We start from the raw sequence: 24,056 nt of genomic DNA, 5'->3' as shown, positions 1-24,056 counted from the left end.
GGCGCGGCACCATTTTTGTCGAGCTGAATTAGCACACAATGTAGAAGCTATCGATATAGAGGGCAAGTTGAAAGTGACGAAATAGAACAGCATCAAAACGGCTTAACTACACTGCGCAAACAAAATCACATCAATTTGCGAGATATTTTACTTTGTCACTACACATTTTAATAATGAGGTCGATAACCTATACGCAAGGATCCGCATCAACACCAAGGAGTCGGTGTTATATTTGGCCAAAGTGGCAAGTAAAATCCGCTTTTTGGGAGCAGTAGTAGGTCATTGGATAATACAAGATTCTTTATTGGAGATTGGCAAGTCACGCCGACATCCAATCACCTCCAACGGGGGAAAAAACAAAAAGTCCTTGAGCCTAAAGCCATGGACGTTTTACTTTTGTTGTGTCAGCAACAAGGTCAAGTGCTGAGTGCCGACGAGATCATTGACAATTGTTGGGCGAACATTGATGTTGGCGACAACCCAGTTCACAAAGCAATTAACCAACTACGACGCGCCCTGGGTGATAATGCCTCTTCGCCCACCTATATTGAGACCATCAGAAAACGTGGTTATCGCGTAATTGCGCCAATTAGCGTAGTAGAAGAAAGCGCAACACCACAAACATCGAACAATTGGCGTGGGGGTTCGCCATTCGTTGGGCTCGGTGCATTTAATGAATCTCAACACGATGTATTTTTTGGTCGAGACAGACAAATTGAAACGCTGCTTACCCTCACCGAAAAAGCGATTAAACAAGGCCGCGGGCTGACCCTGATATTGGGCCCAAGTGGTTGTGGTAAATCGTCATTAGTTCACGCTGGATTACTGCCTCGCCTTCAGCACAAGAAAAATACCCAAGGCATTGCGGCAATTAGTCATATCTCTTTTAATTTCAAAGAAACGAGCAGCAGCCAACTTTGGTTAGACTTGGCTACACACATGATTGACTGGCAGATTGACGAAGAGTTGGTATTTGCTGATGTCAGTGCACAGATACTAGCCCAACAACTCATGGCGTCGCCCGAGACACTGACCCATCGAGTGAGCTCAATACTTGAAGCCTTTGGTGAGTTTAAACATATCGCGGCTCCCAAATTGGTTTTGGTATTAGACCATCTCGAGGTCTTATTAGATTCTCCTGAATTCGAGCCAACGCAACGCCATCATTTTTTAGAAATGATTCAAACCTTAGCCGATAGTAAATCGATTTTAGTTTATGCCATTTCACGAAATGACTTTTACCCGCAAATTGTTACTTTCCCAACATTAATGCGGGACAAAGTAAAAGGTTCGCACTTCGACCTTACCGAACCCAACGCGACAGACTTGATCAAAATGATTCAATTGCCCGCGTTAAAAGCTAACTTGCAGTGGGAGACGGAAAGCACGTCTCATACACGACTTGACGATGCAATCGCCAATGACATAACCGTTCATCATGACGCGCTTCCTCTCCTACAGTACACGTTGAGTGAGCTGTATGAACGAAAGCAAAATAACTTACTGACGTTTGCTGCTTATCGAGAACTTGGGGGCATTGAAGGCGCAATTGGCAATCGAGCGGATGGGGTTTTAGCATCTTTAGGCGAACAAACTCAAGATACCCTTGACCACGTATTGTCCTTACTGATTGCCCACAGTGTGGATGGTTCAAATACCACAAGTAGAACAGCCTATTGGGCCGAGCTTACTACGCCAGATCAGCAAAATCTTGTTCAAGCGATGGTAGACAGCCGGCTATTTGTCTCTGATATTACCAATGGTAAACCGAGTTTTCGTCTTGCACATGAAGCGTTGTTGAGAAGTTGGCCAAGGATCACAAAATGGCTTGAGCAGCATCAAACGAGTTTGATGGTAAAAGCGAAACTAACGATTCAAACCGAAAACTGGCTTGAACAAAATAGAGACTCAGCCTACTTACTTCAGAAAGGCAAACCCCTAGATGAAGCCTTAGAACTGCTGAGTCGCAACCCGGTAGCTATCGACAACAACGTACTGCAACTTGTGCGAAAATCAGAGCAAAAAGTAAAAAGGCAAAGCTGGTTAAAGCGCGGAGTCTTCGCCCTGCTCTGCTTGCTGACAACCTTATCTTTGGCTACAGCCATCAGTACTCAACAAGCCTATCAGTACGCACAGCAGCAAAAGGGAGATGCTGAAAACCTACTGGGCTTTATGGTTGGAGACTTTGCTGACAAGTTGCGAAGCGTTCGCCGTATGGATTTACTCGACGGCATCAGTAACAAAGCATTGGAGTATTTCACTCAGCAAGATAGTCAGAAAACACCGTGGTTGTTCTCTCGTACATCCGATATGTCTATTAAGGCTTCTTTGCAGCAAGTGCTCACAGTACAAGCCATTGCTGAAGTCGATTATTCACGAGGAGAAATAGCAGGTGCCAAAGCGGGATTCAGTCACGCGATAAACCTATTAGAGAGCTTAGGCAGTAAGACTCCTGATTCCGTTGAAATTACTACATCTTTAGGTATCAACCACTTCTGGCTGGGGCAAATTGCCTATGATGCTCTGGACATGACAACCGCGCAACACCACCTCACACGTTACTTAACTTATGCTCAAAAACTGGTTGCAGTAGCCCCTGATGATCCCAATGCCATATTGGAATTATCTTATGCGCAAAACACCTTAGGTACATTGAGCATAGAAAATCGACAATATGCAGATGCATTACAATTCTTTTCCGACTCTTTAGACGCTAAACAAGTGTTATTCGATGCGTCGCCTAACGATACTGAGCTAGCCGTCGATATTGCCGATACTCATTCCTGGATTGCGATAACCTCACACCATTTGGGTGATACCGAAAGAACCTTAGCGCACTATAGCAAGAGCTTGTCATTGCTCAACACATTACAGACGGGCAACACGCCCAATGCCAATATCATGGAAAATGAACTATTGGTACTGATACAACAAGCAGAGTTTATCTACCACACGACATCAGATTTCGATTTAACCTCTTATCTGCATCGCTCAGAATACCTAGCCACCGCCCTCATTAACGAAGATGCTCAAAATCAATACTGGCAAGAGCTCGCGGTTGAAGTGTCCAGTCAGCAAATGAAGTTAGCATCCAAATTCTCAGGTACGACGGAAATACAGCATCAAGCACTGTTGAATTCGATGCTCGAAAACGACAAAACACTACCGCGAGCGCTACTCGATATTGCAATAGTGGCGCAACGAAAGTCAGACTGGCGCAGCAGCAAGGTCGCATTAGATAAACTGGCTATTTGGCTCGAGAAAAAACGTAACGAATCAGCGGATGTTAGTCTCTATGAGAGCGAATGGGCGATCTTAAATTGGGGGCTACACATGTTACAAAACGAAATCCAAGCCGCAGAACAATACTGTGTTAACAAAATACAATACGAAGAAACCGTATGGAAAAACAGCGAAAAACCAAGCTTTCGAAAGCTTAGTGCCATACTTGACCATTGTGCTAAACACAAAAGCATTCCCGAAAGTTATTTCACTACGATTTAAACAACAATGATAAAAGGAAAATTCAATGACAACACCACAGTCCGTTTTTAACTTCACTGTAGAGGTGAAAATTGAACAAGGTAAAGGCATTTTTACCATATTCGACGCTGATGGAAATCCCTTCAATAGCACCATTGAAATCGAAGTCGAGAACTCGGAGATCAACTATACCTTAGTAAATAGTGAAAGCGGTATGACGTTTACCGACCCATTGATTGACCAACAATACGATGATTTGAGTTACACCCTATCGGAAGACAAGAGCAAGATTTGTTTCGTTGATTCAGACGCAGACGAAGAAACCATAGCTCTCTATTTGCAAACTGAGCTCGCTGGCGTAGTTTACACAAGCCAAGACCCTCAAATACGCAATAAAAAGCGAATCTAACAAATATTAGGAGGGGAAACCCTCCTAACTTAATCAATAAAAACAATTACTTAAATTGGAAGGTTTTCAGAAGGTATAAACTTAACGGGTTTTGTAATCTTGCCCTATAGCAAATAGGCAAAGCGGACAAAACAATGAACATTCACGCGCTATTACAGACTCATACTGTGTACGCATCAATCGAAAACAACCGAGTAATATTCGATTGTGAAGACGATTTGAAACGTCAAAATCACCACGAGTTAGATGAGTCAATTCTTCCAATTCACTCTTTCAGACCGGGCACTCAGGTAACGTTCAAACTTGCTAACAAAGGGGCAGAGTTTTCATTCCTCCAACCCGTTATGGTCGAACCCAAAGGATTTCACGACCTAAGTTGCATCATCAGTAACGATAAACAATCCATAACCTTTATCAATTACGGCAGAGAAATACAGCCGATAGAGGTCTACCTCACCGTTGCACACCAAGGTGAAAAACTAAAAAGTAAGCACCCACTTATCTCATGTAAGCCGAGCTTTGTAGAACGCTTTGTGGCTTCAATTTCTCGTAGCAAGCGAAAAGGACATCTCAATGTTGCAGACTAATCCAATCAGTACATGGGCACAACGCTGTGAGCAAATCAGGCAACAATTTCCGATTAACAGCAACAAAAAGAAGCCCAAGAGCGAAAGTGAACGCACACTAACAAAAAGAGCTTGGCCAATAGCACATATTGATGCAAGCTTGGATGGCATTCTCAATGCGATGAATACGGGTATGCTCGTACTGAGAATTGACGGCACTATCGAAAAAACGAATTTGGCGATGGAGCAACTTATCGGCTTTTCTAGCGATGCCTTGGTGGGCAGCAATCTACTCAACCATCTTGCTCCAAGTTGTTTAATGGAGTACCAAGGATTGTTTGAACAGTGCTCTACTCAACCCGCAGAGTGCTTCAAGCATGGCCCAAAAGAAGCCTTACTGATTCACATGGATAGCCATTTAGTGCCGGTAGACTTGTGTATCTCAACATTGTGTAAAGAAGGTGACGAACAGCTCATCATCTGCGTGGTGCATGACTTGTCTTTTCACAAAACCGAGTACGCTGATTTAAAAGAATTGGCCCAAACAGATTGCCTTACTGGCCTGGCCAATCGTCATACGTTTTCCAGCCAATTGCAATCACAATGGGAAAGCTGTCGCAACAACGCTCAGCCGCTTACGCTGATTTTTATTGATGTCGATTACTTCAAAAAATTTAATGATAAATACGGCCATCTTAAAGGAGACAAATGTCTGCAAAAGATTGCCTGTGCCATTTCACAATGCCTTCCAACGCGGGACTGTATTGCTGCGAGATATGGCGGTGAAGAGTTTGCGGTCATTATGCCCAACAATGCGCTGAAAATTGCGCAACTAACTGCGATACGAATCAATAGGGTCATCAGTGAATTACGCTTTGATGATATGGGTTTAAGTAATGATGTGCAGGTAACGGTGAGTATCGGCATGACACAAAGTTGCTCTGAGGGTGTAGCTTGTCCTCAAACCTTGTTGCAAGCTGCCGATGATGCCCTATACCTTGCCAAAGCGGCTGGCCGCAATACCATCATAACCAAAGACAAAGACATCGCATTGCTCTGACGTTTCCTCGATAGAAATCGGCGGCTAATCTCTGCAGGTTGCCGCCGCATTTCTTTACTTTCATCATTTATCGTCTTTGTCACGTTTTTCTCGTTCGCTTTTACGTGCCTCGCGCTCATACTCTCGTCGCGCTTTTTCATATTCACGTTGCTGTTGTTTAGCCGCTTTACGAGCCTCTCGTTCAGCCTCACGGCGTTCCTTTTCATAGTTACGCTGTTTCTCTTGAGCCGCTTTGCGCGAGTTTCGTTCTTGTTCGCGCCGAGCTTTTTCCGCCTCTCTCATGTTTTCACGTGATGATAGCCTAGCTTCTCGCTCTGATTCACGACGAGCTTTCTCGGCTTCTCGCATTTGTTCACGCGCTTCAAGACGTGCTTCCCTTTCCCGATTTTGCTCCTGTGCGCTTTCATCGGCCTTATCTTGCTGTGCTGACGGTTCAGCCTGACTCATCCAGGAAACGAATAGGCCCAAACTCACTATTGTCACGATACTTTTTTTATTCATAGCTTCCCTTCCATATATTTTTAAACGGTAAACAACAGCTAAGACCATACCGCTAAAATATTAAGGCAAGCTGAACAAAAAATAAAAAGTGAAAATACCTCGGCTTGCTGAAATAACAATCAATCTTAAAACTGGTGAAGAAATAGGCCATAGTGACGCCTAACTGGCCACAACGCGCATTTATCAGCGCTATCACATTTCTTGTTTGCAGAATCAAAGCTAGATTTACACAACATACAACCATCGAAAGCTCTGGGGTGACTATTAACGACGACACGGTAGGTTTGTTTGGTTTTGCTCTTCCTCTATAAGTCCAACCCCAGATTATGCATATAGAGATAGCTCAGTTAGTGGATTAGACAGCTCGCTCTTTTCGCGTCGACACTATCGGCTCTCTTAAAAAAATTGCCAGAAACCCACAAAAATATACTCGAACTCAGTCATTTTTCACTCGAAGTGTTAGCGTATTATCACGCTAACACTTCAATTACACAGGTCAGACACTAGGGCGTATTGAACTCTTTGCTGACTCTCACTGCCTAGTCTACTTGCCCACGATTATGTGCTGAACCATAGTCAATATCAGGGCCATTAGGCACCACTTGAGTGGGGTTGATCATCGTATGGCTGTAATAGTAGTGCCGTTTTATGTGATAAAAATCGACCGTCTCAGCAACCCCCTCAACCTGATAAAGTTGACGGATGTAATGGGGGATATTTTTGTAATCCTCCAGTTGGCGCTTATTACACTTAAAGTGGCCAAAATAAACAGGGTCAAACCGAATCAGTGTAGTGAACAGTCGCCAATCGGCTTCCGTGAGAGCATCTCCGGCAATAAAGCGTTGTTGTCCCAGCATTTCATCCACTTTATCCAGTGCATGAAACAAGGCGTTATATGCCTCTGTATACGCTTCCTGACTCGTGGCAAAGCCTGATTTATACACACCATTATTGATAGTGTGGTAGACAAACTCGTTTGCGTCGTCGATTGCCGCTCTCATCGTTTCAGGGTAAAAATCTAGCGTGTTGCCTGTCAGTTCATTAAACGCAGAGTTGAACATACGAATAATTTCAGAAGACTCATTGCTAACGATTTTATTGGTCCGCTTATCCCATAAGACGGGAACAGTGACACGACCTGAATAGTTAGCGTTGTTCTTCGTATAGACTTGGTGCATAAAGTCAAAATCAAACAAGCGGTCCCCTGTACTGTGGCTCGCTTGCTCAAATGTCCAACCTTGACTCAACATATCGGGGCTGACTACTGACACACTGATCAAATCCTCTAAACCTTTGAGCTTGCGAAAAATCAAAGTTCGATGTGCCCATGGGCACGCCAAAGATACATATAAATGGTAGCGATTTGCCTCCGCCTTAAAACCCGCTTGCCCAGTTGGGCCAGCCTCTCCATTTGGCGTCACCCAATTTCGCAGTTGGGCATCTTCTCGCTGAAATTTACCCCCACTCTTTTTGGTGTCATACCATTTGTCTTGCCATACACCATCAATCAATAATCCCATTGCTTATGCTCCTATTGTACCGAACTTGCCAGCGCGAAAGTCTGCTACTGCTTGGTGAAGTTGGGCTTGAGTATTCATTACAAAAGGCCCCATGTGTGCCACTGGCTCATTAATTTTATTCGCCGAAAAAACGAGCGCTCCACCACCGCTTTCTGAATAAAAATCTAGCGACTGCTTAGGGTCGATTACCATCAATGTTCTCTCTGGATAACCGTTCATATTGCCGGTGTGGACGTATACGAGTACCTGCTCATGGAGACTTCTATCTATCCGAGCCTTCCCACCAGCAGTCAGTCGAATATCAGCAATGGCGGCATCGGCAGACAGAGCGTTTAATGAAGATGTCCCAGTACGCTCTCCTAAAGACCAATTGCCAGCAAGAATACGTAACTGCGCTCCCTGCTCGTTCTCAATGACGGGTAAGCCACTTTCTACTGAATCTTGGTATATAGCTGGCCTAAGTTTGTCCTTAGCGGGCATATTGACCCAAATTTGGAAGCCATGCATACCGTCTTCTGCAGCTACCGGCATTTCCGAATGTATGACACCAAACCCTGTGCTCATCCATTGCACGTCGCCACGCCCAATGATCTTGCGATTACCCATTTGATCACGGTGTTCAAACCCGCCTTTGATCATGTAAGTAAACGTCTCCATTCCACGGTGAGGATGCGGAGGAAAGCCCCCAATGAAGTCGGCTTCGTCGTCAGACTTGAGTTCATCGATCATTAAGAAAGGATCGAGGTGTTTGCCAGTGAAATCCGCCACGCGCGAAATATTGACGCCATCGCCGTCTTGGGTAGGTGAGCTAGTTAGGGTACTGACAACTTTCATCGTCGAATCCTCCTGCGTTGGTTTACTCAACTTGATAACAATGTTGTAAGCCTACGCCTGCAAGGATTCGAACTCTATTTGAGATTTACGCCCGTGTTATTCGATTTAATCGAATTATGTTTTAGCATGAGTTTCGTGTATGTGGGCCCCGTGTTGATGATGCCAATGGCCATCGTGATGATATTCCGTGATCCCTTTTGTCACTCGGGAGGCGTGACCGCAGTTTAGTCCGTGATCGTGCTGATGCCCTTGGTGAATCGGCAGATCAGCCTCATGTACGGCGCCATCATCTTGATGATGATCGTGTCCATCGTGCTCATAATCAAAGTGATCCACGTGCCATTCAGCCGCATGGCCACAATCCAATCCATGCTTGTGAGCATGTTCATCATGATGACGATGATCGACACCGGCGGTAGCCACCAATGACACCAAAAAGAGAGAACCGATTATATAGTATTTCATAGTGATCTCCTCGTTACACATTGAGCATAGAACAGCGCTCACTTTTCATCCAACCAATGAGCAAAACACTCGACTAATTGATAAATTGCAACAAAGGGATCAATAAAATGACATGATCGCTGCCTTTATAAATGTTATGTTATCACATATCTAAAGTGTGATAAGGAGTTGCAGTTTGAACCATCAATTGCTCATCAAAAATGCGCGAATCGTAAACGAACGTTCGATAACCTACGCCGACGTTAAGATTAAAAACCAACGAATTGACAAAATTGCGCCGGATATCAGCGCCCAACCTTACCAAACCGTTATCGATTTGGATGGCGATTGGTTGTTGCCGGGTATGATTGATGATCAAGTGCACTTTAGAGAACCTGGGCTAACGCACAAAGGTTCGATATTTACTGAGTCACGTGCAGCAGCCGTAGGCGGTATTACCAGCTTCATGGAAATGCCAAACGTGAAGCCTTCTACCACCACCATTGACGCCCTACGAGCAAAACACGATATTGCCTCACGGGACGCCTTTGGAAATTATTCTTTTTATCTGGGCGCGACGCCCGACAATATTGAAGAGATTAAACGGGTCGACCCAAGTTGGGTTTGTGGCGTCAAAGTATTCATGGGTGCATCAACAGGGGACTTACTCGTTGAACACCCAGAGGCACTTGAACGCATCTTCCGCGATTGTCCGTCACTCATTGTTACCCATTGCGAGAATGGGGCAGTCATCGCACAAAATCTTGAAAAACTGAAGCAGAGCCGCTCGTCATTTAACATTCATGACCATCCCATTATTCGCGATCATGAGGCCTGTTACGCGTCTTCATCATACGCCGTAGATTTAGCTAAACGATATAACAGCCAATTGCACGTATTGCACCTCACCACCGAGAAAGAAATGTCATTGTTCGAACCGGGTCCTGTGGTAGGCAAATCGATCACCGCAGAAGCTTGCGTACATCATTTGTGGTTTTCTGACGAAGACTACGGCAGCTTAGGTAACCTTATTAAATGTAACCCTGCAATCAAACAAGCCACTGATCGAGAAGCGCTATTAAAAGCGTTGAATGAAGGCAGAATTGACATCATTGCCACCGACCATGCACCACATACATTTGAAGAAAAGCAGGCTGACTTCATGCAGGCGCCGGCTGGATTGCCTCTCGTTCAAGATGCGTTGTTGAGTGTACTTGAACATACTAAAACCCAACGTCTTTCCATGTTAGATGTAGTAGAGAAAGTCTCTCATAACCCCGCTATTCGCTACGCAATCAAAGACAGAGGATTCGTACGCGAAGGTTACTATGCCGATTTAGTCGCCGTTTCTGACCGCGAACAAACCACGGCAAGTGATAGCCAGTCCCGCTATAAGTGCGGCTGGACGCCTTTCCACGGCGTGACCTTCTCACACAAAATCAAAGCCACCATTGTGAACGGACACATTGTCTACGACGGGTTTACTTTAAGCTCAACTAGCCCGTCCATGGCGTTGGAGTTCAATCGGTAACCCTTATGCAAAACGATGTAAAATACTTGCCGGACATCACGGCTAAAACCAGTTATATCCCCTCCTCGCCAATCCAATGGGTTGGTATGGAAGCCATTGATCTACCAATTAAAATTGATGATAACTTCAATGCTATGGTCAATGCCCAAGTGAATACCTTTGTCGATTTGCGAACCGATGACAAAGGCATTCATATGTCACGTCTGTACCTAAAGCTACAATCTCACTTGTCTTCTCAACAGTTATCTACTGAGGCTATAGACAACTATTTAGCGGACGTTTTGGCTTCTCACCAGGGAAAAAGTGTCAACGCCAAAGTCAGCTTTCGCTTCAGTTTGATGACCGAAAAGCCCGCTTTATTGACGGATAACAAAGGTTATCAAGCGTATACCATTGAATGGACAAGGCGGCGTGTAGAGGGCGTAAACACGTCAACAATCGCCATCACGATACCGTACTCAAGTACCTGTCCCAATTCTGCCGCACTGGCAAGGCAATTGACCGCTGATAAAATCGACGCCAGCTTCTCGTCTAACACCATCGATAAAAATGAACTCATTGCTTGGCTGCAAGACGAGACAGTCAACATTGCCACTCCACATAATCAGCGTTCATTTGCCTATGTCATTTTGCAAGTCAACGACGCGCAAGCGAAGTCACTGTCGAGCCTCGTTCGTACATTAGAGCAAGCCATTGGCACGCCATTGCAGACCGCCGTAAAACGCCTCGACGAACAAGCGTTCGCAGAACTGAACGGCAATAATTTGTTATTCTGCGAAGATGCCGCAAGACGGCTAAAACAATGTATTGCAAATATGTCGCAAGTTGATGACTATTGGTTCAAGGTAGAACACCAAGAAAGCTTGCATCCACACAATGCGGTGGCCATTGATTTTAAACATAGCCATAGCGCAAGCTTAATGCACTTATAGGGATTTCTGATGATTACAAGACGACAATTTACACTCGGTTCAGTAAGCCTTGCGTTTGCAGGACTAGCCACAAGCGCACTGGGTAAAACCGCAATTTCCGGTGCTGTATCAGACCCTGGCTATGGCCCATTAGTTTCCGATCCCGCGGGTATTCTAGACCTACCCAAAGGCTTTAGTTATGAGGTCGTTTCCACTCTCGCAGAAACCATGTCTGATGGTTTTCATGTTCCAGACCGTGCTGACGGCATGGGATGTATTGCGTTGGACGATAACCGCGTAGCACTGGTGAGGAACCATGAGCTGCATTATCGCCATCTCATTAATCAACCTATTTCGATTCAACAACACAAAGCCGACCGAGCTTACGACGCCTACGAAAATGGTGTTGCCTTCCCCGGCGGTACCAGCACCATTGTTTACAATACCCAAACCAAGCAAAAAGAAGCGGAATATTTAAGCCTAGTTGGCACCGTTAGAAATTGTTCTGGTGGTATTACCCCTTGGGGAACTTGGCTAACCTGCGAAGAGTCGGTCGATGGCAAAGCCAATGGGCTGAACCAAGATCACGGATACATCTTTGAAGTACCAGCCAATGCCAAAGGTTTGGTTGATCCCATCCCGCTCAAAGCCATGGGACGGTTTAATCACGAGGCAGCGGCCGTCGATCCACGCACAGGTATTGTTTACTTAACGGAAGATCGCAACGATAGTTTACTCTATCGGTTTATCCCGAATGTACCGCAGAAACTCGCAGAGGGTGGAACCTTGCAAGCGTTGGTGGTAAAAGGCAAACCAAAATTTGACTCGCGAAATTGGAAACGCCACACCATGCAAAAATCGGTTTGGTACGATACTCAGTGGGTTACGTTGGACAATCCTGAAAGTCCTAATGATGACCTGCGTATTCGAGGTCATAACAAAGGTGCTGCCCTCTTTGCGCGAGGCGAAGGCATTCATTGGGGTGACAATGACGCCTACTTCTGTTGTACGAGCGGTGGTAGCAAAAAACTTGGGCAAGTCATGCGCTATCAACCATCTCCTGACGAAGGCAAGCCCGGCGAAATCCACTCTCCTGGCAAACTACAACTTTTCGTAGAAAGTGAGGACCCGTCACTGTTTAATTTTGGGGATAATTTGACTGTCACTCCAAATGGCCATCTGATCGTATGTGAAGATCAGTACACAGACACGGTAGAGAACCATCTTCGAGGAGTGACGCCCGAGGGCAAAATCTATACGTTCGCAAAATTGTCATTGCAAACTGAATTGGCCGGCGCGTGCTTTTCACCCGATGGACAAACGTTGTTTGTAAATGTCTATTCTCCGACAAAAACTCTCGCTATTCGAGGCCCATGGTCAGCGATGGTATAGATCTAGTCAGCGTCAATAGACCACAGTGGTGTATTGACGCTACACTAAAGCGTGTTTTCACCAACTGCGTTTTTTATGCCCTCGTAAGGCATAATAAGCAATGAACGCATAGCATGGAATCATCACACTGTAAGCGACTTGGCTAGAGCTGACTTCGCCCACCACACCGTATACCAATGGCAAAATCGCACCACCTGCAATACCCATGACCAACACTGCAGAGCCTTTCGCTGTCATATTGCCCAATCCTTCCAATGCCAGTGGCCAAACCGCAGGCCAAACCATGGCATTCGCTAAGCCAAGTAGTGCAATCAACGCGAGCGTATCAGGGATAACTTGAATACCCGCCCATCCCCAGATAACACTGGAAATTACCGTCGATGTATTGGAAGCGAATACAATAGCAAGTGACAGTGCTAGCCCCAGCCCGGCGGAAAACAGTAACGCATCACTTTGGCTTATCAGCTTTGGAATAAAAATAAGGCCCAACAGGTAACCAATCACCATCGCCGTCATGGTGTAGGCGCCGAGCGATGTGGCGTTCGCGACGCCTAATGATGAACCATAGAGCCCGATGGTATCCCCGGCAATCACCTCTACACCGACATAGCAAAACAGGGTTACTGCTCCGAGAACGAGATGGGGGAATGCCAAAACCGAATTCGCTGGCTGATGACTTTGACTCTCTTCTCGCTCTTGTGCAGTCAAATCTGGCAATGATATCTTGCCAAAGACCAACGCCAGTAGCCCCAGCGCTATCGCGATTCCCACATACGGCGTAATAAGTTTTGCACTCATTGAATCGATTTGTGCAAGACGGCTTGCTTCATCCATCTGCGCCAGTGAAGCCTGGGTAATATCCGCAAAATTACCTAATACCAATACGGTAAACAGTACTGGTGCCAAAGCACCCGCCGCTTTGTTTAATAGCCCCATAATAGCTATACGAGCGGCAGCACTCTCTTCAGGACCCAGTCTTACCACATAGGGATTAGATGCAGTCTGAAGTATTGTAAGACCTGAACCGACGACAAATTGCGCAACAAGGAATACAGCAAAGGTTTTAGTGATTGCTGCGGGCACAAATAACAAACAACCCAAGGCGATGATCACTAGCCCCAAAGACATGCCTTTTTGATACCCAGTTTTCTCCAAGATCTTTGCCATGGGTATGGCCATCACGACATACGCAAAGTAAAAACAGAACGCAATAAACAGCGCTTCTATCTCAGATAATTCGCAAACCATCTGCAAAAATGGAATCAGCGCGCTATTTATCCAGGTTACAAAGCCGAAGATAAAAAACAGCAAACCGATACAGGCAATGGGAAACCACGATTTTTGTACCGCGGGTATACTGGAGTGAGTTGTTGTCGTCATTGTTATCCCCTCTCTCGTTATTCGTTTACGGCTTGGCCGCTGAGCCACACTTGCTGTAATGTCAATGATTCATCAAGCAATAACGCGTTGGCACGTTTGCCCGGCGCTAGCGCTCCCATTGAATCACCGAGCCCAAGAAATGCCGCAGGTGTATGAGATGCCATAGCTACCGCATCGGCTAATTCTATCCCTAAGTCTTTGTGGGTGTTCAACACCGCACCATGCATGTCTAAGCATGAGCCAGCCAAGGTACCTGACGGTGTTGTCAGCTTACTCCCTTGGCGCAAAATTTCGGTATCAAAAAACGGTAAGGTGTCCAAGTCGCTACCCACATGCGCCATAGCATCGGTTACCAACATGGTGCGTTCCCAACCTTTAAGATTGATAGCAATTTTCGCGCTGTCTTTGTGCACGTGATGATGATCGACAATCAAGCCACAGTAGGCTTCTTTAGCCAACAACGCCGCGCCTACAACACCGGGTTCTCTCGATGTTAAAGGTGACATGGCATTGTAAAGGTGGGTAAAGCCGGTTGCACCAGCCGCAATGGCTTCGTTGACTTGTTCGAAGTTTGCATTGGTATGGCCTAGCGACACCAAAACACCTTCACTGACGAGTTCTTGTATCAAGCTTAGCTCAACACACTCCGGTGCCAATGTCACCATGACTTCGCCTATGTCCTTGCGAGTGACAGTTGCTATTTCAATGTCGGTGGGCACGCGAATCAGACGCTCTTCGTGCACCCCTTTCTTGGCCTTACTTAAGAATGGCCCTTCAAAGTGTATGCCCAAAATATTACTCATGCCCGCCGCTATCGCTTCCGCAATCGCATCAGCACTGTGTTGCATTACATCGGCGTTATCCGTTATCACCGTTGGCAGCATGCCGGTTGTACCAAACCTGAGATGAGCATTAGACATCGCTTTTATCGCGGCTAAGTCTGGTTGTTGATTCAACAACACACCACCGCCACCATTGACCTGTGTATCGATGTAGCCCGGTATTAAATACCCTGAAAAACCATGTTGCTTTTCAGCTTCTGTTGCAGCTCGGATGAAGGAAATAGTTTGGCCGTCAAACTCAACCGTCGCGTCCTTTCGCCAACCACAACTCGTCAGCACATTGTCTACCGTAATCTTCATATCAAACCGTCTTGGTTACCTTGTTCAAACCGGGGGGTTGATCGGGGTCGTAGCCTAATTCAACCGCAATAGCTTCAATATCCAGATAAAAGCGCTGCAATACAAGTAGCGGCTGAAGTCTGCGATTCAATGATTTGTCACCACTGTAAATCGCTTGAAGTGACGCACCGCGAGATTCCACATCGGCAATGATGTCTTTGTGATAAGGCCAAGACTCATCTTCTACCTGCAAATCAATAATGTGAAGTTTACGCTCTACCAAGGTTACTGGGCCATGAATAAACTCAGCACTACTAAACGCTTCGGCGTGAATACTGAGTACTTCCTTTAATTTTAGCGCGACTTCTCGGCCTACCGCATAGCCAAACCCTCGACCGAGAACCACCGCATTTTTTATCCCTTCAAGCGCTTCTGTGCGTAATTGCCTAGGACTGTCTATTGCGCTTTTCAATCCTTCGGGCAACAGTGTCAATGCCTCTAACAGAGAACGATTGTTTGACCATATTGCACATAATTGCACCAATGCAGAAAGCGTAGCGAGGTAACTTTTTGTTGCTGCGACTGCCTTTTCTTCTCCGGCCCGAATTGGCAGTACCGCATCTGCCAAAGCGGCCAAGGGAGACGCCTCGTCATTTACCAAGGCAACCGTAAATGCGCCACCGGCTTTTGCCGATTCGGCTTGCTTAAGGATATCTGGACTACGTCCGGATTGGGAAATAACAATCGCCAGTGATTTGGACATATTAAGCTGCTGATTGTACACACCAGATACGGAAGGCGCAGCGGCGCAAACAGGCAATCCCATTTCTACTTCAAACAAATACTTTGCAAACACACCAGCGTGATCTGATGAACCGCGGCCGATTATCATAATCATTCGTGGGTCAAACTCAGTCAGAGACGCAACCAATTCACGGCACACAGATTGATTCGCTTCTAGTTGTGCGGCAATCACGCTCGGTGTTTGTGCAGCCTCGGCAGCCATTATAGATTGGCTCATTTTTGGTTCTCCTGAATTCTGTGAGTTTGCTTGAAATAAAGTATTGCCCCCTGTTCGGGGTTTGATGCACAGCGACTGACTCGGCTTTGGAGAGAATCGGTAAACCTGGGGAAATACACGTCTGATAAACCACCTATCATAGCCAGGTTACAATCATTGTCTGCCAGTAAGCGTTCCGCTAGCGACTGCAAATAAGCTGTCGCTTGAGACAAAATGGCTGATGATGTTGGGTCGCCCGCTTCCTCTTGTTCAACCACAATCGGAGCGAGTGATGCATAGTGTTTGGGGCGATATTCAGAGATACGTTGTACTAGAGAAATCGCGTTTTCGACGCCTAGTTGTGCCTTGATAGCAGTGGTTAACGAATCCATCGGCAATAATCCATCGAGGACTTGCAACACGTGCTGTACTGCCTGCAGCCCTAACCATGCACCGCTGGCCATATCCCCGACCAGAAAACCGTGACCACCAACGTCTTCAAATTTGCCATTAGAGTAACGGGTCCCTGAGGAGCCTGTCCCACAGATAATAACTGCCCCGTCATTGCCTTGGTGCGCACCAATACACGCCGCGTGTAAATCACTGATCACTGAAAACTGATGAAAAGGGTGAGCCCACTGTACAATCGCTTTGTATGCAGATGGCACATTCGCTCCAGCCAAACCAGCACTTACGCACAGTTGATTAAATTCGATCGTCAAAGGTGTATGGCTCAATGCGTCCTCGATAGCTTCGACGATTGAAGACTGGCTAATCGCGAGTGAACGCATAACATTCGCTGATCCACTCAAGCCTGTACTGATAAGTTTGCCATTCGCATCTTCCAGTCTGGCTCGACAATGTGTCCCACCGCCATCAATGCCTATGTAATAGTACTCTGTATTCATTTACTCATCCGGTTGTTTACACCGTAGCACTGTCGTGATTCTGGGTAACACCTTACCGCAAAATGACAACGCTGTCATTTTAAAATTTATATTTATTTTCAATATATTGAATTTAATTTTCCAATTTAACGTGCGCACTAGTGGCATCGCTATTTGGTACTCGAGCGCGCACCCAAACAGGACCATCAATAGTGATAGGTGCCGTGTAGAGGGACCAAGATTTTCCGTCTTGACTAAACTCCGAGATCAATCCCGGCAAACTCGCCTTTAATGTCAGTCGGTTCTCTTGCCACTTTGTCCCAGGCAAGGGAACGCGGTAGTTAATTTTTGCTTTATCAAGTCGAGGAAATTGTGTCACTACCATGCTTTTGGCGAAGTTTTGCCAATCCTGATCGCGGGATACAAACCACTCTCGTTGACCAAAATCGTCTTGCCATTGAGGATAACTCCACGCCCGTTCCGCAAATGCTAACAATCGGGGGAATAGCATGTATTCCATATGCGCTTGGTTAGGTGTGACTTCCGTCCACAGTTGAGCTTGGATTCCGAGTAAGGCTGAAGCGTCTGGCGCCACATGGGAATCGATGTAATTTTGCCCAAACCGGTCTTTCCAAAGATCCGCATGGGCAGGCAAGTTACCCGGCATAAATTCAAATACGCGTTGAGTACTCGTTGATTTTGAAGCCCAGTAATAACCCGGTTCATCTGGATGATTACGGTAAGGAAAATCGAAATACAGAATGTCGGGGAATGACAGAATCGTTGGAATTTTATGTGCTAGAAATTCGCTGACTTTTTGCGTGCCATTACCGTACAGCGTGTCCCAGATATTAACTTGAACACGTTTGCCGGCAATTTGCTCAAGGGTATCTTCCATACCGTCACTCCAACCTGCCATGGTCAGTCCAAGACGATTCCCGATTTCAATAACTCGGCCTACAAACTTACTGCGCAAACGCTCTGGATCTTCACCCATAGCAACGCATATTGGCGAATTCACCCAGGCACCGGCGGTTTCATCGGCTCCCAAGTGGTAAGTTTTTAGCGGAACACCCGCTTCTCTGTGTGTCTGTATAATCGATTTCAAGACTGTCTCTACAAATCGATAACTACTCTCTATACACGGGTTCATCGTATTGTCGTTGTAAAACTGGACAGACGCGTAGCGAGTGCGGTCGTTCGGATCAGAGAGTAAGTAGGCTTTAGCCGCATCTAACTCTCCGAGAGCAAAATACTTTTTGTATCTGGCTTCCATTGCTTTCACTGCCGCTCTTGCATGGCCGGGCATATCGAATGAAGGTATGATTTCAATTCCTAGCGCTTGAGCCTTTTTGAGCAACCTTTGGTATTGCTCAACCGATAAAAAGCCATTGCCTTGCGCATCTCTGTGCGGACCGGAACCCAATTGGGGCAATATGCAACGGGTTTCGCTTAAATCATGGCATCGGTAAGCACCGATGTCAGTCAGCTCGGGGAGTTGGGGAATTTCAACGCGCCAACCTTCGTCGTCACTCAAGTGTAAATGGAGAGTATTTAACTTGAGCTGAAACATTTGTTCGAGCAATGTTTCAATCGCTTGTTCGCCCAAAAAGTGGCGTGCTACATCAAGGTGAACACCCCGCAATGCAAACCTGGGGCTATCAATGATCTTGGTCATTATGACCTGACCATCTGAATCGAGCAGCTGTGACAACGTCGTCAGTGCATAGCCCAATGCTACCTGGCTGGCAGCACTGATAGTAATATCATCAGACACAGTCAATTGATAACCCGACACGGAATCAAAATGCTGTGCATCAATGGAAATTGCTATCTCCTCAGGGTTATCGTTTGAAAGCAATCCGACAACCTCAAGTTGCGCTAACATATCATCACTCAAATACGGTTTTAGCGCGGCCGGAGCAATTCCAGAAAAAGGTCTGCGATTTGTAGAATCTTGGCGTTGATTGACTTGTGGAATAACGCGAACTTTGGCCTGTGGCGACCACGCCTCTGGCAACTGCTCATAAATATAGTCTGTGGTTTCCAGAGCCAATTGATCATTGGCATTGCGTTTATATTGCTGAGGTAACTGCCAGTTGCCAGCGTGGGTACTATAAGAAATTCCAGAACCTTGCTCAATTTGACGTTGAGTGCTGCTAATTATTGCAGGTTCACTGTCTCCAATAGTCAGGTATTGATTAGGCATCACATCACTGCGCGCGGCATGCCAAAAAGGCGCTAAAATTTCAAACGTAACTTCGCTGTTTTTCTCAATTCCGTTAGCAAATGTCAGCTTGTGAAAATCACCTTGTAAGTGCTCAATTTTGACATCATTTCGACTCGTCGACTGTATCGGAGATATATGGCTGAAATAAATAACGGTGTTGCTCGGCACACCCAATGCACCCGCCCGATAGGTAACGCTAGCAGAGAAGCACTTGCCAAAGTTTGCAGGAGTATCGCAGTTTACCTGCCCAACATTACTGTCGACTTGATAGAAAACGTCAATTTGTTTTGCAATAGCACTGGCATCGGCTTCAGTAGAAGAAGATAAAGCACTACTGCAACTGGCAACGACACATGCCGTGAAAAGAAAAAATAGAGGTTTACGCAAAACTTAACTCTCCCAAAAATGCGCTTTGAGCGTGGCCATGCAATGTTTGACCATGGTCACTAAATTGATTGGCGATTGCCATAGCGTTTTGCTGCGCTTTAGTAATAATCTGAGCCGAATGAGCGGGTAAGTCTTGCTTACCATTCGGATACTTTGGATAAAAATCTAAACCTGATAACAAGCAATACCAAGACGTTTTCAAATAGAAATTCAGATGAGGATAGTGCCTGAGTACGCCATCAATCGCCATTCCCTTTGACCAAGATTGCAATAGCGCAGCAAGACCTTCTGACACAACTAACGACTCTCTTGCAGCAGACCAAAAACTTGAGTCGTGCCGCTGATTCAACAAATAGTGTGCTTGTACATAGTCTCTTGTCCCCTCGAACATTGCGGCAACTTGTTGATTAAACGCTTCTTGCGGCCATAACACGTCACTTTTAATGCTCTCGATAAACAAACTGATGGATTGCTGCGTGATATTGAGCATTGGTGCTTCTAATGGCTCTAAGAAACCTTGACTCAAACCAATAGCCACACAGTTTCCGACCCAAGAGTTTTGCATACGCCCGGGATGCCATTTGAGTGACTTCCACTGTTCAGGTTGTTGCTGCTTGAGGTGAGAGCACAACGCGTCAATTGCGTCTTGTTGACTGTTGTGGCGCTCACTGTAAACCAAACCAGTACCCGTTCGATGAGATAAGGGAATTTCCCAAATCCATCCTTGTTCAACCGCAGTGGACAAAGTGGAACTTCTCATCGGTTCTTTGCTGCTACGCGAACGACTGAACGCCACCGCGGCATCACACAGCAAGCTGTCGCGATAAGAGACAAAACGCTGCTTCATTGCTGATTCAATAAGTAACCGCCTAAAACCAGTACAATCGATATACCAGGTGGCTGAAATTTGGCCCGAGTTTTCCGTATCGATAGAGGCGATGGTGTCATCGCCAGTCAAAGTCACATGTGTGACCTTGTCGCGAAGATGTTTAACACCTTTGCCAATTGCCGTTTTTTTAAGAAACTCGCCGAGTAAGCCTGCATCAAAATGGTATCCGTAGTCGAGCTTGATAACATCGTGAAGTGGCGCTTTGTTGCTCTGAGCTAGGTGTCCCGTTACGAAAAAATCGTCAGGGTGAGCATGACAATCAAAGCCTTTGAGCTTTGCTGCACAAGCCGCAAAGAAAACCGGCACTTGGTCACTATCGACTTCATTATAAAAAGGGTGAAAATACGAATTGGGCGTAACATCGCCCGACCAACCGGGGAAAGTAATACCCGTTTTGTAAGTTGCGTGACACGCTGGCATCCACTCAGTTTCTGCAATGCCAATCCGCTCAAAAAATGCCTTAAAAAAAGGGGTTGAGCCTTCGCCCACCCCAATTGTAGGAACAGCGTCAGTTTCAATCACAGTGATGGCGGCCGAAGGCAGCTCTGCGGCCAACATATTTGCAGCCATCCAACCAGAGGTGCCACCACCAACAATAACGATTTTATCTTTATTCATCATTGTGACTCACCTTATACGCTGCGCCAGCCCTTTCGGGCTGGCTAACACACTGAATTTAGAACTTCATGCTGGCGCCGATAAAGAATCGGCGTCCATTTGCACTTTGAGTGCCACCGAGTCGCTTACCGTCACTTTCGCGAACGTAGAAGTTTTCCCATATTTCGTTGGTCAGGTTGAGCGCCTCAGCTTTTAACGTGATCGTCTCAGTAAGATTCCAACTAAACTGTGCATCTAATTGAGATTGTTCGTCACGATACCTGTCGCCAATTTCCGTTTGTGCAATGAAGTATTCTGAACGGTAGTTGTAGTTCAAACGAGCGCTGTACAAGTCAGTCTCATAGTACACACCAACGTTAAATGAATCTTTCGACGTATTTGGGAAACTTACCGTACGAGTAACCAAGGTTGCACCGACGATATTACCGGCGTCATCCAGTACTGGCGCGGCCTCATCAATATCAGCATCGGCTACATCCGTGTATGTGTAGTTAGCATAACCACCAAAACCATTATCAAAGGTGTGTTGAATTTGCGCTTCAAATCCTTCAATAGTTGTAGAGCCACCATTTTCTGGCGTGCTGAGTTGATTGATTTGTTGACCATTGATTTCGCGCGCTACCGTTTTGGTAAAGATGAAGTCATTGATGTCTTTCTTGAATACCGTGAAAGCAACAATTGATGCATCATCGAAGTACCATTCCGCTCCCGCTTCAAACTGATTCGCTGTGAGTGGATTCAGACCAGGGTTACCTGCCGTACCTGAGCTCGTTTCTGGCGTTAAGTTAACCGCCGGAGCCAATTGGAATGGCGCTGGTCGAGTAATAACTCGCGCTGCAGCGAAGCGAAGCACAACATCTTGAGTCAGGTCATATGACACGTTTAAACTTGGCAACCATTCGTTATAACCTCCGTCAAAAGACACCGCTGCGCCGGTATTCAGGTCATAACCATTCGAAGTTGTGTCAGTTTCAACATAACGCAAACCAACGTTACCTCTGAACCCGTCACCGCTGAACTTAGCCATGGTATAAAAGGCCGTAATATCTTCTTCAATCTCAAACGACGCATCAGATTGGAAGACGTCGTTGCGTCGGCAAAGTCCATCTGAGTTGCTGTCATTACACTCAGCGACGTTATAGAGCGCGTTGTACATAGAGTCGCGGTCTGGGAAGAAATAGCTCGCCGCTACAGCATTTGTTTCAGAGTGGCTAACATTCACCATGTCTCCCGACCAGAACTGGCTCGCAGGCCCCAAACTTCCCTCACCAATCGGTGCTAGGTTGTTTAAATCTGTGCGATGGCGATTTTGAGAGAAACTACGGCTACGGAGTTTCACACCGCTTTTAATTTCCGTTACTGCGCCCCAATCCACAAAATGTGAATAGTCGACTTGAGCATAATTTTCTTCATCTTCAGTCACGTTCTTTTGATCAAAGATTCCGCCAAGCCACATTTCATCAGTGGGATTTGCCAACCATGGGCTTGGGCCAGTGAAGTCGATATATGGGTCGGTACCGCCGGGGTTGAAGAAGTTAAATGCCGCACGTGGATCGTTGGCATCGACCCAAAACTCCGTAAAGAAGTCTCGGTTTTCCCCTTCACCCGTGGTCGTACCCACTTGGAAGTGAATTGTGCCTTCTTCTAGTTGATACGTTCCTTCTAAGTCGAGAATCTCTGTCGACATTTCAGAACCTTCACGGAAGATGTTGTCGTAAGCCATATGGCGAGCCCAAGCCGGACGATTATCGACACCAGAGACTTGTAGCGATTCCACTACACCATCACTGCTGACTGTTCCTGGGTTTGTATCCGTTCCTAAAAATGCAATTCCGCGGAAAGGAATACCGATGAGGTTAGAGTTCACGTTGTCAGCTTTCAGCGTTGAGGAGAGATAGTGAAGTGATACATCAAAGTCCTCATTTGGAGCCCATTGAGCTGTCACGTCAAAACCAAGTCTTTCGCGATCTTGCTGGAATAGCGCAGAGCCCATTCCCCATGGCAGTGCGCCTTTATCAGATGCACCTGCTGGTGCTTCGATTAAAGGGTCGATTCGGGCGATACTCGGACCAAACCAACCAAAATCTTCATTAGTTTCGCGTCTGACGGTACGTTCTTGGTAGCTTGTAGAAAACAGCACGCCAAATGTTTCGTCTTGGTTCTTCCAGCTATACAAGCCAGAAATTGATGGATCCGTTTCTTCAGCAATGTCGTTGTATTGTGCTTCAACCGAAACTTGCCCTGTATTGGCTTCCATATCTAACGGCTTGCGAGTCCGCAAAATAACCGTACCACCCAAAGCACCTTCATCAAGGTCAGCTTGAGACGACTTATACACTTCTAAGCCTGAGATCATCTCAGAAGCAAGAATTTCGAAGTTAAAGTTACGGGTCGCGTCAGATAGAACAAACCATTGTGCCGTTCCAACCGCTTGGCCATTGACCAATGTTAGGTTTTGATCGGGTTGAACACCACGAATGGTCACACCTTGGCCTTCACCAAAATCTCGGTCAATGGTGATACCCGGTATACGCGAAAGCGATTCCGCAACGTTTTTATCAGGGAACTTACCGATATCCTCAGCGGTAATAGCATCAACCACTGCGTCGGAAAGGCGCTTTGCATTGATATTGGCTTTTTGGCTGCCTCGAATTCCCATCACTTGAATGACTTCGGTTTCATTAGCCCCTTCTTGTGCGAATGCTGGTGTTGCTCCTACCGAAGCGACAGCGCCGAGGGCAAACGCCAGTCGCAAACTAGAAGTAAGTTTGTTGACTCTGTGTGTGTTCATCGTCCAAATCCTTATAATTCTCAGAATGACAACGCTGTCATTTAAAGTTAAATAAAATGACAAGAGGTTGTGATTATTTCGTGCCCAAAATAATGACAACGT

At 46.1% G+C, this 24,056-nt stretch carries 18 protein-coding genes; 7 read left to right on the top strand and 11 right to left on the bottom strand.

Annotated elements, in window-relative coordinates; translation table 11 throughout:
- Positions 1–282: 282 nt before the first annotated feature.
- From AC27G9_RS10435 to AC27G9_RS10420, 4 genes are all read left to right on the top strand, one after another.
- Entirely contained in the window at positions 283–3,504 is a 3,222-nt protein-coding gene (locus tag AC27G9_RS10435) for an nSTAND1 domain-containing NTPase (RefSeq protein WP_487073866.1), read from the top strand.
- A 25-nt stretch (positions 3,505–3,529) separates the two neighbouring features.
- Positions 3,530–3,892, top strand: a complete 363-nt coding sequence (locus tag AC27G9_RS10430; protein ID WP_487073864.1) for a DP-EP family protein — start codon at positions 3,530–3,532, stop codon at positions 3,890–3,892.
- 134 nt (positions 3,893–4,026) lie between these two features.
- Entirely contained in the window at positions 4,027–4,479 is a 453-nt protein-coding gene (locus AC27G9_RS10425; RefSeq protein ID WP_487073862.1) for a hypothetical protein, read from the top strand.
- Entirely contained in the window at positions 4,466–5,518 is a 1,053-nt protein-coding gene (locus AC27G9_RS10420; RefSeq protein ID WP_487073860.1) for a GGDEF domain-containing protein, read from the top strand. Before AC27G9_RS10425 ends, AC27G9_RS10420 begins: the two co-directional genes overlap by 14 nt.
- Positions 5,519–5,581: 63 nt before the next feature.
- Here AC27G9_RS10420 and AC27G9_RS10415 read toward each other — a convergent pair whose 3' ends face one another.
- The 4 genes from AC27G9_RS10415 to AC27G9_RS10400 form a co-directional block, all read right to left on the bottom strand.
- A complete protein-coding gene (locus AC27G9_RS10415) occupies positions 5,582–6,019 on the bottom strand; it encodes a hypothetical protein (protein WP_487073858.1) in 438 nt (145 codons plus the stop codon).
- A 539-nt stretch (positions 6,020–6,558) separates the two neighbouring features.
- A complete protein-coding gene (locus AC27G9_RS10410; RefSeq protein ID WP_487073856.1) occupies positions 6,559–7,539 on the bottom strand; it encodes a glutathione S-transferase family protein in 981 nt (326 codons plus the stop codon).
- 3 nt (positions 7,540–7,542) lie between these two features.
- The gene (locus AC27G9_RS10405; protein ID WP_487073854.1) at positions 7,543–8,373 is read right to left on the bottom strand and encodes a pirin family protein; all 831 of its coding nucleotides are present in this window, start codon (positions 8,371–8,373) and stop codon (positions 7,543–7,545) included.
- Positions 8,374–8,487: 114 nt separating this feature from the next.
- The gene (locus AC27G9_RS10400; RefSeq protein WP_487073852.1) at positions 8,488–8,838 is read right to left on the bottom strand and encodes a hypothetical protein; all 351 of its coding nucleotides are present in this window, start codon (positions 8,836–8,838) and stop codon (positions 8,488–8,490) included.
- Positions 8,839–9,013: 175 nt separating this feature from the next.
- On the opposite strand from AC27G9_RS10400, the gene AC27G9_RS10395 reads away from it, so the two are divergent.
- From AC27G9_RS10395 to AC27G9_RS10385, 3 genes are read left to right on the top strand one after another with little or no spacing between them, the layout of a single operon-like run.
- A complete protein-coding gene (locus tag AC27G9_RS10395; protein WP_487073850.1) occupies positions 9,014–10,348 on the top strand; it encodes a dihydroorotase in 1,335 nt (444 codons plus the stop codon).
- Positions 10,349–10,353: 5 nt separating this feature from the next.
- Positions 10,354–11,280, top strand: a complete 927-nt coding sequence (folE2, locus tag AC27G9_RS10390; protein ID WP_487073848.1) for a GTP cyclohydrolase FolE2 — start codon at positions 10,354–10,356, stop codon at positions 11,278–11,280.
- 9 nt (positions 11,281–11,289) lie between these two features.
- Positions 11,290–12,651, top strand: a complete 1,362-nt coding sequence (locus AC27G9_RS10385) for an alkaline phosphatase PhoX (protein ID WP_487073846.1) — start codon at positions 11,290–11,292, stop codon at positions 12,649–12,651.
- A gap of 57 nt (positions 12,652–12,708) precedes the next feature.
- On the opposite strand, the gene AC27G9_RS10380 is transcribed toward AC27G9_RS10385, so the two are convergent.
- The 7 genes from AC27G9_RS10380 to AC27G9_RS10350 all read right to left on the bottom strand — a co-directional run bounded on the left by AC27G9_RS10380 (position 12,709) and on the right by AC27G9_RS10350 (position 23,954).
- Entirely contained in the window at positions 12,709–14,031 is a 1,323-nt protein-coding gene (locus AC27G9_RS10380; protein WP_487073844.1) for a sugar MFS transporter, read from the bottom strand.
- A gap of 17 nt (positions 14,032–14,048) precedes the next feature.
- Positions 14,049–15,173 (bottom strand): N-acetylglucosamine-6-phosphate deacetylase, encoded by a 1,125-nt coding sequence (gene nagA / locus AC27G9_RS10375; protein WP_487073842.1) that lies wholly within the window; start codon positions 15,171–15,173, stop codon positions 14,049–14,051.
- A 1-nt stretch (position 15,174) separates the two neighbouring features.
- Positions 15,175–16,173 (bottom strand): glucosamine-6-phosphate deaminase NagB-II, encoded by a 999-nt coding sequence (gene nagB-II / locus AC27G9_RS10370; RefSeq protein WP_487073840.1) that lies wholly within the window; start codon positions 16,171–16,173, stop codon positions 15,175–15,177.
- Positions 16,170–17,060, bottom strand: coding sequence for a glucosamine kinase nucleotide-binding domain-containing protein (locus AC27G9_RS10365; RefSeq protein ID WP_487073838.1), 891 nt, complete (start codon positions 17,058–17,060; stop codon positions 16,170–16,172). Before AC27G9_RS10365 ends, nagB-II begins: the two co-directional genes overlap by 4 nt.
- A gap of 112 nt (positions 17,061–17,172) precedes the next feature.
- Positions 17,173–19,656, bottom strand: a complete 2,484-nt coding sequence (locus AC27G9_RS10360) for a family 20 glycosylhydrolase (protein ID WP_487073836.1) — start codon at positions 19,654–19,656, stop codon at positions 17,173–17,175.
- Positions 19,649–21,166 carry a tryptophan halogenase family protein gene (locus tag AC27G9_RS10355; RefSeq protein WP_487073834.1) on the bottom strand — a complete coding sequence of 506 codons (1,518 nt, stop codon included), beginning with the start codon at positions 21,164–21,166 and terminating at the stop codon, positions 19,649–19,651. The genes AC27G9_RS10360 and AC27G9_RS10355 overlap by 8 nt, the downstream gene beginning before the upstream one ends.
- A 55-nt stretch (positions 21,167–21,221) precedes the next feature.
- The gene (locus AC27G9_RS10350) at positions 21,222–23,954 is read right to left on the bottom strand and encodes a TonB-dependent receptor (protein ID WP_487073832.1); all 2,733 of its coding nucleotides are present in this window, start codon (positions 23,952–23,954) and stop codon (positions 21,222–21,224) included.
- Positions 23,955–24,056: the final 102 nt, after the last annotated feature.

The organism is Alteromonas sp. 5NS40-0096 (assembly GCF_057544385.1).
This window is presented reverse-complemented; position numbering and strand designations above follow the sequence as displayed.